Origin of the sequence: Sinorhizobium sp. CB7 (genome assembly GCF_041357635.1) — a bacterium.
In the GTDB taxonomy this organism is placed as follows: domain Bacteria; phylum Pseudomonadota; class Alphaproteobacteria; order Rhizobiales; family Rhizobiaceae; genus Rhizobium.
On sequence record NZ_JAULLL010000003.1, the window covers coordinates 386,997 to 402,051 of the forward strand.

At 60.9% G+C, this 15,055-nt stretch carries 12 protein-coding genes; 11 read left to right on the top strand and 1 reads right to left on the bottom strand.

From position 1 onward, the window contains the following. Positions 1 to 143: 143 nt before the first annotated feature. Positions 144 to 521: a hypothetical protein gene (locus AAE029_RS08885; RefSeq protein ID WP_371072450.1), complete on the top strand. Its 378-nt coding sequence runs from the start codon at positions 144 to 146 to the stop codon at positions 519 to 521. A gap of 189 nt (positions 522 to 710) precedes the next feature. Here the strand turns inward: AAE029_RS08885 and AAE029_RS08890 are convergent, their stop codons facing one another. Next, the gene (locus AAE029_RS08890; RefSeq protein ID WP_371072451.1) at positions 711 to 1,901 is read right to left on the bottom strand and encodes a DUF3500 domain-containing protein; all 1,191 of its coding nucleotides are present in this window, start codon (positions 1,899 to 1,901) and stop codon (positions 711 to 713) included. A gap of 465 nt (positions 1,902 to 2,366) precedes the next feature. On the opposite strand from AAE029_RS08890, the gene AAE029_RS08895 reads away from it, so the two are divergent. The 10 genes from AAE029_RS08895 to AAE029_RS08940 all read left to right on the top strand — a co-directional run bounded on the left by AAE029_RS08895 (position 2,367) and on the right by AAE029_RS08940 (position 14,902). Beyond that, positions 2,367 to 3,764, top strand: a complete 1,398-nt coding sequence (locus AAE029_RS08895; RefSeq protein WP_371072452.1) for a hypothetical protein — start codon at positions 2,367 to 2,369, stop codon at positions 3,762 to 3,764. A 32-nt stretch (positions 3,765 to 3,796) separates the two neighbouring features. Continuing rightward, entirely contained in the window at positions 3,797 to 4,768 is a 972-nt protein-coding gene (locus AAE029_RS08900) for a Kelch repeat-containing protein (RefSeq protein ID WP_371072453.1), read from the top strand. Positions 4,769 to 5,212: 444 nt separating this feature from the next. Next, entirely contained in the window at positions 5,213 to 7,141 is a 1,929-nt protein-coding gene (locus AAE029_RS08905) for a methyl-accepting chemotaxis protein (RefSeq protein ID WP_371072454.1), read from the top strand. 549 nt (positions 7,142 to 7,690) lie between these two features. Beyond that, on the top strand, positions 7,691 to 8,224 hold the full coding sequence (locus AAE029_RS08910; protein WP_371072455.1) for an RNA polymerase sigma factor: 534 nt from the start codon (positions 7,691 to 7,693) through the stop codon (positions 8,222 to 8,224). Positions 8,225 to 8,314: 90 nt separating this feature from the next. Next, complete coding sequence (locus AAE029_RS08915) at positions 8,315 to 9,319, top strand: FecR domain-containing protein (RefSeq protein ID WP_371072456.1); 1,005 nt, start codon at positions 8,315 to 8,317, stop codon at positions 9,317 to 9,319. Between the two features lie 124 nt (positions 9,320 to 9,443). Further along, the gene (locus AAE029_RS08920; RefSeq protein WP_371072457.1) at positions 9,444 to 10,043 is read left to right on the top strand and encodes a secretin and TonB N-terminal domain-containing protein; all 600 of its coding nucleotides are present in this window, start codon (positions 9,444 to 9,446) and stop codon (positions 10,041 to 10,043) included. Beyond that, positions 10,040 to 11,185 carry a TonB-dependent siderophore receptor gene (locus tag AAE029_RS08925; RefSeq protein ID WP_371072458.1) on the top strand — a complete coding sequence of 382 codons (1,146 nt, stop codon included), beginning with the start codon at positions 10,040 to 10,042 and terminating at the stop codon, positions 11,183 to 11,185. Before AAE029_RS08920 ends, AAE029_RS08925 begins: the two co-directional genes overlap by 4 nt. Positions 11,186 to 11,188: 3 nt before the next feature. Then, positions 11,189 to 12,082 carry a Fe(3+)-hydroxamate ABC transporter substrate-binding protein FhuD gene (gene fhuD / locus AAE029_RS08930; RefSeq protein WP_371072459.1) on the top strand — a complete coding sequence of 298 codons (894 nt, stop codon included), beginning with the start codon at positions 11,189 to 11,191 and terminating at the stop codon, positions 12,080 to 12,082. Next, positions 12,079 to 14,088, top strand: coding sequence for a Fe(3+)-hydroxamate ABC transporter permease FhuB (fhuB, locus tag AAE029_RS08935; RefSeq protein ID WP_371072460.1), 2,010 nt, complete (start codon positions 12,079 to 12,081; stop codon positions 14,086 to 14,088). Before fhuD ends, fhuB begins: the two co-directional genes overlap by 4 nt. A gap of 40 nt (positions 14,089 to 14,128) precedes the next feature. After that, a complete protein-coding gene (locus AAE029_RS08940) occupies positions 14,129 to 14,902 on the top strand; it encodes a siderophore-interacting protein (protein WP_371072461.1) in 774 nt (257 codons plus the stop codon). Positions 14,903 to 15,055 lie beyond the last annotated feature (153 nt).

A 15,055-nucleotide genomic window follows, 5' to 3' on the forward strand; every position in this document is an offset into this window, starting at 1 on the left:
AGGCGTATGTTCGCTTTCGAAATGACCGACGGGCACGGATTCAGCTATGTTCGAGCACCGATGAGGCAGGACCAGAGGTGCTCATGTTCCACGAAATGCCGTATTCGAGGAAGGCTTGCGCAGTTGGCGGTCGGCGGAGTGCCGTGACCCGCCGGTTCTTCGCCGGCATCGCGACGAGCCTTGCGCTGCTCGCAAGCCTGCTGCCCGTTTGGGCCGACGAGCTCCACATAGTCGAAATCTCGCTGGTCGACGGTGTGGCGCACGGTGAAGGTCTGTCAGCACCCGCGGGCGGGGCACCCACGCTTGTGCTTGCAGAAGGCGATAGCGTGGACCTCCGGTGGACGAGCGATCGCGACATGGTGCTGCATTTTCACGGCTACGACTTGGAGGCGCGGGTCGGACCGGAACGCGACGCAACTATGGTCTTTGAAGCACGCGCGGCAGGGCGCTTCCCGGTTGAAACACACGACGCCGACGGCCGTCACAGGGCCGTGCTCTATATAGAGATTTATCCGAAGTGAATGGCCGCTGGCGTCTACGGGCGTATTCGAACTCGTCACCTCGCACACCAATGTTCACGCACTCCCACCTCCAGGGTTCTTCTGGTCGACGCCCTGGATGCCTTGTTCGTAGGCGATGTCGTCCGGTGATCCCCAGAACCTCGAGGGGCGCATTCAGTGAGCACAGGTGCATGCGTTTGGCTGCTCAGGTCATGGACGCTGCACATGTCCGTGACCTGCATCCGTCTCCATCGCCTGGTAGTGCTGTTTGAGCAGGTCTCTGCCGTAGTCGTTGCCGTTGGGTGTGCGCACGACAGTATGGACGTGATTACGCGTCGGCTCCGATCCCTCAAGCGCGATGGGACCCTGGTGATCGAACTCGATGAAGATGACCGGGCTTTGTATGCGATAGTAGTAGACACTGTCGGCATCCGTTCCGCCCCTCCACGCGAAATGGGTCTCGTCGATGTGCTCCAACACCTCGTTCATTTTCAGTTCGGCATGACCGGGAGGAAGGTTCTCGACATAGAGCGTAATGAGGTCGATCAGCACCCGGCGGCTTGCTTCGCTCAGTCGGTTGGCGGCAAGGCCTTCGTAGGGCACGACGATGTTGTCCTTGAAGAGCTCGCCTAGGGCAGACGAACGGCCCTGCTTCCGGCCGATGATGGCCTCCTCGCGCTGACTTTCCGACAGAGACATCATGAAGGCGAGCCCGGCGTCCTGCACATCCTGTAGCACCTCTGTGCCGGCATACTTGCCGCTCTCGGCGCGCACCGGCTCCGACCCCATGAAGGTTGGCGTCATTACGAGCTGATCGCCAAGGAGAAAGTAGTTGATCACCAGATGGTGGCCCTCGAACTGCCATCCCCACGGCTCGTCCGAGGAGGGATCGCTGAACATCGTCACCCAATACTTGTGCTCTCCATACTGCTCGAAGTTGTTCACGAGCTCGGCCAGATGACTGTTGAGGCGCATGATGTCGCGGGAGGTCTCATAACCTTTCGCGCTCAGGGAGGCGCGCAGAAGGTCGTAGGCTGCCTGCCGCTGCGTGTCGGTCATCTCCTCGATCATCACTCCCGCGCGACCAGGAAACTGGTGAAAGTTCGACCAATGGCGCCACTGCTCGCTGTCGATTGGAAACACCGTCTCGCTGCGTTGTCGTTCCGAAAGCGATTCCAGGAAAGCGCGGGCAGCTTTGCGCACCGGCTCCATGGAGGGCCTGGGCGGTTTGATCACGAACAGATCCGGTTCTGGCGTGCCGTCGGTCGTTACTCCGACGAACGGCTCCTGCAAAGCCTTTCTTGCCATTTCGGCGGGAGAGAATCCGCCGTCTTGGGTCAAGGCCGGTCCGACATGAACCAAACAGAAGATGCAGAGCGAGGTCGTGAATGTAAGTCGCATCGTGGCTCCCCCAGGCTTATGCGATTCTTATCGACATGCGGGCCGCCCGCACGCGACGCACAGAGCACTCTAGCAGACTTCATCCGGCTGTTCGGCTTCGTTTCATTCAACTTGCTGTCAGTTCGACGGTCGATCACAGTCACACATTCGTTAACGGCCTGACTCGTGGACGTCGTTTTTCGCGCAGGCTGTGGCAAACCAGGAGACCATGAGACATCCTTTGCGGGAGAGGAGGCGCCGCTGCACGATCATATTCCCCGTTTGTCGCCGGTATCCGCTCATATGCCTGGTGCGGCGGCTATCCTTGCCTTGCTCGCGATCGTTTTGCCGGCTTCTGGTGACGAACGGCGCATGGCCAAAATGCCGGATGGATGGCGTGCCGCGCGCGCGGGGGCTCTTCGTGATCGAACCGTACGAGGCGGACGGTCGTCATCGAGCCGTTCTGCGTATCAAGCGGCATCCGGATTGAAGAGCGCCTGCCGCCTTGCCTGCCTTTTCGTACTCGCCACCTCCGAGGCCGATGCTCATGCATTCGCCCAGCGTTATGATCTGCCATTACCGCTCTGGCACTATATCGTCGGCGCCGGCGCGGCGGTGCTTCTCTCCTTCCTGGTCACCGCAGTCGTTGTCGGGGGCGGCGACGGTCTGCGTGCGAACCGACGGCTCCCTCTGCCGCGGTGGTTGGTGAACGGTGTGCGACGCGTGCTCGGCGGGCTCGCTCTTGCCGTGTTCCTCCTGCTTCTGCTTGCCGGCTTCTTCGGCGCACAGGAGGACTGGGACAGCAACCTGCTGCCGGTCAGTGTCTGGGTCGTCTGGTGGGTCGGGGTAACCTATGTCAGTGCGCTGGTCGGCGGGGTTTGGCCGTTGATCGATCCCTGGCGTGCCGCTGCAAGAATATTCCCGAGACCCCGGGCACCGCTCGTCTGGCCTGGCCGCGTCGGCGCGTGGCCGGCCGTCTTCCTCTTTCTGGCATTCGCGTGGTGCGAGCTCGCCTGGACCGAGAACGCGGTACCAGGAAAACTCGCGACGCTTATTCTGGCCTATTCGCTCCTGACCTGGATGGGTATGGCACTCTTCAGCGTCAAGGAATGGTGCGCCAACGCCGATCCCTTTGCCGTCTTCTTCGGCCTGATCGGGCGGTTTGCTGCGTTTGACGTTAAGAACGGCGCCCTCGTCATCCGCCCGTTCGGCGCCGGCCTGAGCATGGCAAGGCCACCGACCGCGGCCACGGCAGCGTTCGTGATCGTAGCACTTGCCACGGTCTCGTTCGACGGCATTCGTGAGACACCTTTTTGGGACAACGTCGTCGGCCTCATCATGCGCCTCTTCTACGACAGCGGAATCATTGCGGGCATCGGCTACACCGCGGCAGACAGCGTCGTCAAAACCCTCGGCCTCTTGGTGACGCCGCTCGTGTTCGCTATGGTCTATCTCGGCACCTGTGCCCTCGTCGGACGGATCGCCGGCGAACCTTTGGACCATACCGCGCGGCGCTATGTGCTCTCGTTCGTGCCGATCGCACTCGGCTACCACCTTGCGCACTACCTCTCGTATCTGCTGATCCAAGGACAGGCGGTATGGCCGCTCCTATCCGATCCGCTCAATCTCGGTTGGGACTTGTTCGGCACTCGCCACTCCACGATCGACATCGGCGTGATCGGAATGCGTTTTGTCTGGTTGTTTGCGGTGCTTGCCATTGTCCTGGGACATGTCGCTGCGGTGATGCTCGCGCATCAGGAGGCTCTGCGGAAGGCACCGAGCCGGGTGACTGCAGTCACAAGCCAAGCGCCGATGGTCGTGCTCATGGTCGCCTATACGATGCTCAGCCTATGGATATTGTCGCAGCCGGTGGTTGAGGTATGATCGCGTGTCCGCCATCGATATGGGAGACGTCAATGCTGAAGAGTTTCATCGCGGTCGGCTTCGCCGTCGGCATGAGCGCCACCGCTTGGGCGCAAGCCGACCCGGGTCCCGGCAGCTGGGGTCGCAGAGCATCACTCCTTGAGCCGAACTCCGAGTTCACGCTGACAAGCACCGGGGGCAAGATCTATGTACTGGGCGGCTATCCGGCCGGCCGGGTCAGCGTGAAGACCGTCCAGATCTACGACATTGCCACAGACACCTGGACGCGCGGCCCTGATCTGCCCGAGGTCAACAACCACGGGATGGCGGCAGCCTATGAGGATGTCATATACCTCTTCGGTGGTCAGACCGATCCGCAGACGGCCTATGTCGATACCGTCTATAGTCTCGACACGCGGAAAGGAGCGAATGCTCGCTGGGAGGAGCGGTCGCGCATGCCGACCAAGCGCAGTGCCGGAGCGGCGGTGGTCCACGAGGGGAAGATCTACGTGGTCGGTGGCCGCCCGCCGCGCGGTCACGATTTCGCGGTCTACGACCCGCGCGCGGACAGCTGGGAAACGCTGCCTGATCTGCCGAGCCAGCGTAACCACATTGCCGCACAGGTGATCGACGGCAAGATCCACGTCTTTGGCGGACGACTTGGCGGCGGTTTCATGAGCGACAAGACCGCCGCCCATGAAGTTTACGATCCGGGCACGCGGCAGTGGACCGTGGCCGCGCCGATGCTGAAGCCGCGCAGCGGCATCAATAGCGCTATCGCCTATGGCTGCGTGCACGTCTGGGGCGGCGAGGAGGAAGCCGGCGTCTTTCCCGATCACGACATTTATAACCCGCGTCGTGACTCTTGGTCGAAGCTGCCCAACATGCCCATCCCGGTGCACGGCGTGACCGGCGCCACGTTCGCCGAAGGCCTGATCTATGTCACCGGCGGCGGCACTGAGGTCGGTGGCAACAGCGGCAGCCTGCTAAACCAAGTCTATCGGCCGGAGGTGAAATGCGAATGAAAAGTGCCGTCGAACCGGCGCCTCCGACTCCGGCGCAGCGTCTCGGCGATCGGTGACCACTCAGCACCGCAAAAGACTGTGCGCTTACGTATTCTCGCGGCGCGGCGGTCGGCCCCCGCAAGCCGCTGCGACAATCTCCAAGACAGCAAAGCCTCGTGTGGTGAGGTCGCTTGCGGCGGCGGCTTCTGAGGAAGAGGGGTGGTATCGTTCTGCGGAATTGGCGGCACCGCCTGAAAGGCAGCCGCCCGCTACAAGGCAGTTACGATTTTGCCCCTTCGCCAGTAAAACCTTAAGCTGAATTTAAGCAATCGGCATGAAGATCTGATTCGATCCAGCTGAACTTGCCACCGCAGATCGTATCTTCGCGGTATGACGCCGCCCGAATTTCTTAACAATCTGATCCAAGCTGTCCTCGCACGGCGTCAAATCCCATGAGGTTTCTCCATGAAGCGTCCGAATATTAAGACCGCGATGGTCGCCATCTTCACCACTGTTGCTGTACTGTTTGGTGCTACCGGCTACATCGCCATCAGCGGGCTGGAGATGTTCAATGAGAACACCGAAAGATTTGCGACCAGCATTCAGCCGGGCATCTCAAAAGCCAAGGACATACAGCTTGCCCGCTACTCCCTTCGCGGCTCCTATGCCGATTACGCAATGGGAAGGACCTCCGGGGATATCGGCGCGCTCGAGGCAAAGATAAAGGAGCGGGAGGCCAAGCTTCGAAAGACGGTTCTCGCCTACCAGGATCTGGTGGATTCGGATGTCGAGCGAAAGGCCTTCGCCGAGATGGACGCTTCCTCGGCCAAGTATCTCGAGGAGGGCCAGAAGATGATGGCCGTCATGAGGGCCGGCAAGAGGCAGGAGGCGATCGACGCATTCGACAATGATCTGGGGCCGGTTGCCGATGATCTTGCCGCCAATGTCGACATCCTCGTGGAATTCAATCAGAAGGCAGCCGATGCTGGCCTTGTCAGCAGCCGCAGCGAATATTCCCGCACTCTGACACTGATCTATGCCATCCTGGGCCTCAGCGCCGTTCTGGTCTGCGGCGCATCCTATTTCGGAATTGCGGGGATCGCCATGCCGATCGTCCGGATCACCCGGGCAATGCGCGGCCTGGCGAATGGTGATACGGCGTCGGAAATATCCGGCAAGGACCGGAGAGACGAAATCGGCGAAATGGCCAACGCGGTCGAGATCTTCCGACAGGCCGCCATCCAGAACAAGGAACTGGAAGCTGAAGCTGAAGCCAATCGCGCCAGAGCGGAAGGCGAACGCGCAAAACTGGCGTCCGAAGCCGAAGCGGCAGCCCAGGCGCGCCTTGAGGAGGCGACCGCTGGTTTTGCGGCCGGCCTTCGCCGGCTTGCCGCCGGCGACCTGACGTTCCAGCTTACGGATCCGTTTGCGCCCGAATTCGAGACGTTGCGCCATGATCTGAACGCTGCGGTTGCGCAGCTTGCAGAAACGCTGGGCCAGGTCGCCGTCGCGGCCGGTACGATCGATGGCGGAACGCGCGAGATCAGCCAGGGCGCGGAGGATCTTTCCCGGCGCACGGAACAGCAGGCCGCGTCTTTGGAGGAGACCGCAGCTGCGCTCGACCAGATCACGGTTAACGTGACGAACTCGTCCAAGCGCGTCGACGAGGCCCGACGGGTCGCAATTCGCGCGAACGACAGTGCCTCTCAGTCGGAGAAGGTCGTCGCCGACGCCGTCGAGGCCATGCGCAGGATAGAGCAGTCGTCCGACCAGATCTCCAGCATTATCGGTGTCATCGACGAAATTGCCTTCCAGACCAATCTGCTCGCCTTGAACGCGGGCGTCGAGGCGGCCCGTGCAGGCGAAGCCGGTAAGGGATTTGCCGTCGTCGCGCAGGAAGTCCGCGAACTCGCGCAGCGTTCGGCGCAAGCGGCAAAGCAGATCAAGGAATTGATCGGCAATTCTTCGGTTGAGGTGGAAAGCGGGGTCAAACTTGTTCGCGAGACCGGCGAGGCTTTGAAGGCCATCGGCAGCCTCGTGGTGACGATCAACCAGCACATGGAGGCGATTGCAACGTCGGCGCAGGAACAGTCGACGGGGCTTTCGCAGGTGAACACGGCCGTCAATCAGATGGACCAGGTCACCCAGCAGAACGCTGCCATGGTGGAGGAGACCAATGCCGCCGGCGCAACGCTTGCGACCGAGGCCAGCCGCATGAAGGAACTGGTTGCGCGCTTCCAGCTGAATGGTGCAAACGTCGAAGGCACGCCATCCGGTGCCTTGCGTCAGATGGCGGCGACGATGGCATCTCCCTCGCACAGAAGAACGGCTGCCGGTCTCGCGCCTGCGACACATGGCAATGCTGCGCTCAAACAGGAATGGTCGGAGTTCTGATCGTTCAGAGGCAATGTTCGCGTTGAGCCGGCAAAAAATGGAAGATGAAGATCGTCCCGATCGGCAAACCGGGGGTTCGGTTGGCCCTGAACGTGGAGATCGACACCCGAACGGCAGAAGCGGACGTTTTGTGCGGAGGCCGAGACTGCGATCGCGGGCCCAAAGATGGTTACGAATGTCACCCGATGGCACTTGTGTCGGGGGACCAGATCGACGGCGGTCAATAGAAGTCCAGATGGCTTCTTGCCGCCCGCGCGAATCTCCCGTTCAATCCCGGTGCTTGCGAGAAAATGTCGAGTCATCCGACGTCCAGCCAAAAACAAGCGTTTCGTCAAACTCGAGCTACGACGGCTGCGCTGGACTTGCTTCAGCCATAGGACAAGACGAGCCCGGACCATCTAGCGCGGCGCCGCGGATCGCCTTTGTGTGAAAAGCGGACAATGCCCTCACGCTAATGATCCAATACCACGCAATCGCCCGATCGGCTCAACCTCCTCTGCTATGTGTTTGCACACGGACGGAATCTGAAATAGAGAGCCAGGGAATTGATTGGATCTGGGCTCTCGCATGACGGATGACGCGCTCAAGGGATTATTCCTTGCGCATAGGCGCGAGCTCCAGGCGTATCTGACGAAGAAACTGCGCGATTCGGATGCGGCGGCCGATCTCACACAGGAAACGTTTCTGCGCTATGCCGAGCTTGGCTCTTCGGCAGGAGCAACGGTTTCCAACGAGCGCTCCTATCTCTATCGGATGGCACATAATCTGGCGGTCGATCATGCTCGCCAGCGCCTGCGCCGAAAAACCGATGTCACCTCTGACGAGGACCTGACTCATATCGCGGACGACAGGCCGACACTGGAAGACGAGACGGACGCGCGCCAGCGGCTTGAACGGCTGCGGCAGATTGTCGACGAACTGCCTGAACTGACGCGTACGATCTTCATCCTCAACCGGATCGATGGGCTGACCTATTCGCAGGTGGCGGCAAACCTCGGAATTTCGGACAGCAGCGTCCAAAAGCATCTCGCCAAGGCTCTGCTTCACGTCACGCGGCGGCTTCCAAAGTCAACTCCAAGATAAATTAGGCCCCGCTTACCGAACAGGGCACGGCAAAACGTCCTATAATCGAGATGTTCGAGTTGCGGCAAAAGGAATAATACGAGATCGGACGTGGCACACTCGGAAGAAGCGCAGGAAAAGATAGAGGCGGAGGCGGCCGAATGGGTCATCCGCCTGGGCGGGGAACATGTAACGGCGGCTGACCGACACCGTTTCGAGCGCTGGCTTACAAGCGACCCGCGACATCGCGATGCCTTCGACTTCGCCTCCCGGACGTGGGACGAACTGGCGGGTCTGAAAGCGATCATCGAGCCGGCAGCGCCAATGGTACCGGCAATGCCGTTTCATGCCGCCGGCAACCATCCGGTGAGGGTAAAGTCACGCTATCTGCCGACGCTGTCGCTCGCCGCGAGCCTCGTCGTCGCTGCTGGTCTTGGTCTCTTCTGGTTCGGAAATCCGTTGATCCGGATGTCGGCGGACTATGTGACTGCGCCCGGTGAGCAGCAGTCCGTCACGCTGTCGGACGGAACGGTTGTCGATCTCGGCTCGGATTCGGCACTGGCAGTCGAATTCGATGACCGGGAGCGGGGTGTGGAGTTGCTTTCGGGATTGGCCTATTTCACGGCTGCTCCGAAAGCGGGGAGCGAAACGCGCCCGTTTGTCGTCAAAAGCAGTGTCGGAACTGCCCGAGCGCTGGGCACGCAGTTCGTTGTCGACAAGTTCGATGGAGCAGTCGAGGTGACGGTCGCCGAACATCAGGTCAACGTTGAGGTGAACGGGCCAACTCAGTCCCGCGACGCGCTCCTGTCGTCGGGTCAGGCGGTTCGATATTCGTCTGACGGCGTTCTCGGCAAAGTGGAGGAAAGGGACGTGGACCAGGCGACGTCCTGGCGACGGGGAAAATTGATCTTCAATGACGTGCCGTTATCCAAAGTCGTGGCCGAACTGAACAGATATCGCCGCGGCCGGATCGTGATTGCCAGAGATTCCTTGGCGCGCTTGCATGTCAGCGGGGTCTTCGACACGAAGGATGTGGGCAATGCGCTTGGTCGCATTGCCGCCGAGCTTCGCGTTCGCACGGCTTCCGTTCCGCCGCTGGTCACCGTTCTTTATTGATTTCACTGCGTCGATAGCGCCGATCAAAAAACCGAAAAACCTTTACTGAAAAACATGACTGAGTTCGTCTTATTTTACGAAGCGTCCGTGGGGGACGCCGGATAGACGGATTCAGGGGCATTTCATGGACGTGAAGGGGAAGGGCCAAACTCACTCGGTTTTGGTCCGGTTTGCAAGTGCGATCAGCGCAACGGCGCTGCTGATGGGCCTTTCGACTTTACCGGACGACGCGTCTGCTCAGGGCACGACCAGCAGGGTTTCTTCACCGGCAGCGACGGTTGCACTCGACATTCCCGCGCAAAACCTCAATGGGGCCATATTGTCCTTTGCCGACAAGGCCGGAATCCAGGTCTTTTACGACACGGCACGCGTTCAGGGTCTGAGAAGCCCGGGAGTGCAGGGGAGCTTCACGCCACAGGAAGCGCTTGCGCGTATTCTCGCGGGAACGGGGTTGGCCTATCGGTTTACTGGACCGAACACCGCGACGATCGGCACGCCATCCTCCGAAACCGGATTGCCCGCCGATGGCGCTACAACGCTTGCGCCCATCGTCGTCCAGGCTCAGACGGCGTGGGGCCCTGTCGAAGGTTTCGTCGCCACCCGCTCGGCGACCGGAAGCAAGACCGACACGCCGATCATCGAGATCCCGCAGTCGGTATCCGTCGTGTCTACGGCCAAGGGCTCGCCAGCGTCGGCGGCGTTCCAACTGATTGGCGGACGTTGAAGCGGGGCACATACCATTCGATCGAAGAAATGGGTGCGTTCACGGTCGACAACCAGCTTCAGGCGGAGTTCGATACGGCGGCAATCGCGCATACGCTGCTGCTGGGCCTGGACTACCAGCATGTCGATTCCGATGTGAGGATCGGCTACGGAACGGCGCCGACGGTCGATGTCTTCGATCCGGTCTACAAGCTGACGATCGTCCCGCCGACGCTAACGCAGGATATCGACCAGACCAGGGATCAGATCGGCATCTACGTTCAGGATCAGTTGAAATGGGACCGTCTCGTCGTTTCCCTCGGCGGTCGCTATGACTGGGCCTCAAGCGAGACGACGACCCGATCGCTGACGTCATCGGCTCCGGCGAGCACGGTCAAGCAAGACGACGGCGCCTTCACGGGCCGTATCGGGGCCATCTATCTCTTCGATAATGGTATCGCGCCCTATGCCAGCTATTCGACGTCTTTCGAACCGCTGGCTGGTGTCACGATCGAAGGAAATCCGTTCGAGCCCACGACAGCCGAACAATTCGAGATCGGTGTGCGATATCAGCCGCCTGGATCGGAAAGTCTCGTCTCGCTGGCTGCCTTCGACATTACCCAGGAGAACTTGCGCACGGCAGTAACGGATCTGCCTGGTCAATATCGTCAGCTTGGCGAAGTCCGCTCCCGTGGTTTCGAGGCTGAAGCCAAACTCAATCTGTCGGCCGGCTTCAATGTCATCGGCTCTTATACCTATCAGGACGTCGAGACCGTGAAGGACACACCTTCCACGGCAGGTGGAACGAGCCTTGAGGGCAAAGTTCCCTATAACGTTCCGCGGCAGATGGGTTCGATCTGGCTCGATTACGAAGTGCAGACGGGACCGCTTGAAGGTCTCGGTCTTGGCGTTGGCGTGCGCTATGTCGGTTCGAGCTGGGCCGACAGTACCAATACGACGAAGGTACCATCTTACACCCTGGTCGATCTCGGGCTGCGATATGACTTCGGCAAGAAGTCGCCCGACCTCGACGGACTGCACCTCGACCTCAACCTGAAGAACCTGTTCGACGAGGAATATGTGTCGGGATGCGCCGGCCGCTTGACCTCCTGCTATTGGGGCAATGGGCGAACGGCATTGGCGACGCTGACCTATCGGTGGTGAGCGATGAGACATCTCCGCCGCCGCGATCTGTTGAAATTCGTACCCGCAGTTCTTACCGCGGGTATGCGTCCACGATCGGCGTTCGGTGGAAATCCGCCTGATCGTATTGCGGCGCTTGAATGGGCCTCGGCGGAGACCCTTATCGCCCTGAAGGCTCCGCCGATCGGATTGGCCGATGTGGAAGGCTATCGCCGCTGGGTGGTGGAGCCGGCGCCGCCACCCGACGTCGTGGATCTCGGTCTGCGGACCGAACCCAATCTCGAACTCCTGCAGTGGCTCGCTCCCGACCTCATCACGATGGTTCCCGGATATTCAGCCGATCGCGCACGACTGGAGCGCATCGCACCCTCGATGTCACTGGAGATCTACACCGAACAACGTGCTCCCTTTGAAGCCGCCCGCCGCGAGACGCTGCGCCTCGCGCAGACGCTTGGACGAACGGATGAGGCCGAAATGGTGATCCGAGAAGCGGCCGAAGCAATCGAAGCAGCGCGATCACGCCTGAAGGCGTCACGGATCCAGCCGATCTATCTCATCAATCTCATCGATCCGCGCCATGTCTCGGTCTTCGGTCGAAACAGCATGTTCGACGACGTTTTGCGACTTCTTGGTCTGCGCAATGCATGGACCGGCAAGACGAATTTCTGGGGGTGGGCGACGGGAGTCGGTCTCGAGAACCTGACCGCCTCCGATGCGCGGCTTGTGTATTTTCGGCCGCGCTCACGCCTCATCGAGGATGAACTGGCGCAGAACCGACTCTGGAACAGCCTTCCGTTCGCGAAGACGGGCAGGATCACGCGGGTCGAGCCGGTTTGGTACTTCGGCGGACTCGTTGCAGCCGCGCGTTTTGCGCGCCTCTTGACTGACGCTCTCCTGGAAGAAGGGCGTCGAGCATGATGATAGGAAGCACTGTCAAAGAAAGCTCTACAAAGCTCCGGTCCATTGCGGCCCTTGTGGTTATTGTGATCATGCCGGTTTCGGTCGCCGAGGGAGTTCACCACCTGTTGCCCGCGCAACTCTGGTGGTCCGCACTGGTTTCTCCCGACCCTTCGGATGTTCGCCAGATCATCGTGCATGACAGTTTCCTCCCCCGTGTGGCAGTCAGCCTTCTGGCGGGCGCGCTGCTGGCGCTTTCCGGTACTGTCATGCAACAGGTATTGAACAATCCGCTTGCCGAGCCGGGGACGCTTGGAACGTCAGCCGGAGCACACCTTGCGCTGGTCGTCGCCTCCGTTGCTGCTCCGGAGCTACCTGCCTGGATGCGCGAGTGGGTAGCTGTCCTGGGTTCTGCCATTGCCACGTTTGCCGTGATCGGCTTTGCCGCCGTCCGGACCTTCTCGCCCATTACGCTGATCCTGGCCGGCCTTGTCGTCGGTCTTCTTTGCGGCTCCCTTAGCACCGTGCTGGTCCTCTTCAATCATGAAGGCCTGACGGATATTTTCGTATGGAGCACAGGGTCGCTGGTACAGAGCGACTGGTGGGCGGCCTATCAGTTCGTTTTGCGGCTGCTTCCCGCATGGCTCCTGCTTGCCCTGTTGGCCCGCCACCTCACATTGCTCTCGCTCGGCGATGACATGGCGCGTGGTCTTGGCCTTTCCCCGGCCAAGACCCGGCTGGCCGCACTCTTCATCGCCGTTGCGTTGAGCGCCTCTGTCGTCAGCTGTGTCGGGGTTGTCGGTTTCATCGGATTCGCGGCGCCGCTGATTGCCCGAGCGGTGGGAGCGAGGACGTTCATGGCGCGGATATGGGCTGCTCCTTTCGTCGGCGCCATCCTTCTTTACTTCGCCGACCGGTTCGTGCTTCTGGCACAGCTCTGGATTGGAACAATTCCGACCGGCGCGCTAACCGCCTTGCTGGCGGCTCCATTCATGATGTTCCTGCTGCCGCGCCTGCGGGCAACCGATCCCGCAGTTGAGCAGATGCCGGTTTCAAGAGCTAGGTCGAACCAAACGATTGTTTTTGTATGCGGCAGTCTCCTGCTCACTGCGGCCGTCATAGTCGCATTGTCATTGGGGCGCCTGCCGGTTGGCTGGTATTGGGCGAGTGGGGCCGCTTTCGAATTGCTGCTTGACTGGCGCGGCCCTCGCGTTCTGGCGGCGCTGGCCAGCGGTGCTCTGTTGGCCATGGCTGGAACGGTCGTCCAGCGTTTGTCGGGAAACGGAATGGCAAGCCCCGAGTCGCTGGGAATAAGCTCGGGCGCCGCCTTCGGTACGATTGTCCTGCTGCTGGCTTATCCCGGTTTTGATCGATGGTCGCAGCTGATTGCTTCATTCATCGGCGCCTTGACGGCGATCGTCGGCATGCTGGGAGTGAGCCGACGATGCGGTTTCTCGCCGGAGCGCACCATTCTTGCGGGCGTCATGCTCTCTACCCTCTTTGGGGCACTTGCATCGGTCCTCGTTGCAAGCGGCGACCCGCGCCTGCCGGGTCTGCTGAGCTGGATGGCCGGGTCGACTTATCGCGTCACCATGGATGAGGCGCTGGTTGCCTGTGGCGCGATGGTCATTCTCATGGCTGCAATACCTGCGATGTCCCGCTGGCTCACGATCCTGCCCTTGGGAGAAGCGGCGGCTCGGGAACTCGGCATGGCCATTTCTGCGGCCCGGATGGTGGTCCTTGCTTTTGCCGCAGTTGCAACCGGTGCGGCGACACTGGTCGTCGGTCCGTTGAGCTTCGTCGGTCTAATGGCCCCCCACATGGCGCGGCTTGCCGGATTGAGGAGCGCCGTATCGCAAACGATCGGCGCAGCGCTTTTTGGCGCCTTGCTCATGGTGGTCGCAGACTGGCTGGGCCGCAATCTGCTCTTTCCCCGCCAGGTCCCTGCGGGACTTCTCGCGAGCATGCTCGGCTCGCCCTACCTGATCTGGCTCCTTTGGCGCGGAAACAAGATGAAAGGGATCTGATTTGACGAGTACTCAATTCAAGTCGCCCGGTGCACCTCGGATGTCCGGTTTCCAGGTATTGGAAGTGCTTCGCGTCAGAGATGTCGCGCCGTGGCTCAGGCGTGTCACCTTCGGCGGCGAAGAGTTTTCAAGGATGAACCTTGATCCGAACCTCATGGGGCCGCATGTGAAGGTACTTCTTCCCCCTTATGATATCGGTGCACCGGAATGGCCGGCGAGGGTCGACGGACGTATCATCTGGCCGGCCCAGGAGCGTCGGCCGGCGATGCGAACCTATAGCGTGCGGCGGTTCGATACGGTCGCCGGTGAGCTGGACATCGAGTTCGTGATGCATGGCGATGAAGGGATTGCTTCCCGCTGGGCGGCCAACGTCCGACCAGGCGAGATTGCCGGAATCTGGGGACCAGGCGGCCAGGCGCCGGGGTCGCCGGTCGACTGGTACCTGCTTGGTGGTGATCTCACGGCCGTTCCGGCAATCGCCTACGTTCTCGAGAACCTGCCGCAAGGCGCGGCCGGACATGTGGTGATCGAGCCCAACTCGGCGGACCAGTTTCTGCCGCTGAAGGCGCCGTCGGGCGTCGAGATCCGCTGGGTGGCGCGCGAGGGCAAATCGTCCCGTCTTCACGAGCTGATGACGGCGATCCGTCCGCCTCGTGACGCCAGGCCATTCGTCTGGGGCGGTGCCGAGGCCTCGATCGCTCGCGAGCTCAGAGCGCATTTTCGCAAGGCCGAAGGCTTCGACCGGCGAAACTGCTATATCCTCAACTACTGGAAGCAGGGCGTGGCCGAAGGAAGCTTCGGTTGTTCGGAATAGACCACGCTCCGTCAAGCGCTCGGACTGACGAAAGCCTACCGCAAGCTCAGCTCGCCATCTCCTCTTGTCACTATCTCTGCGATAGGCGCGACGACGATACCGGCAGACCTGAAATACCGCCACTCGCCGACCGGGGATTACACCGGATTGACG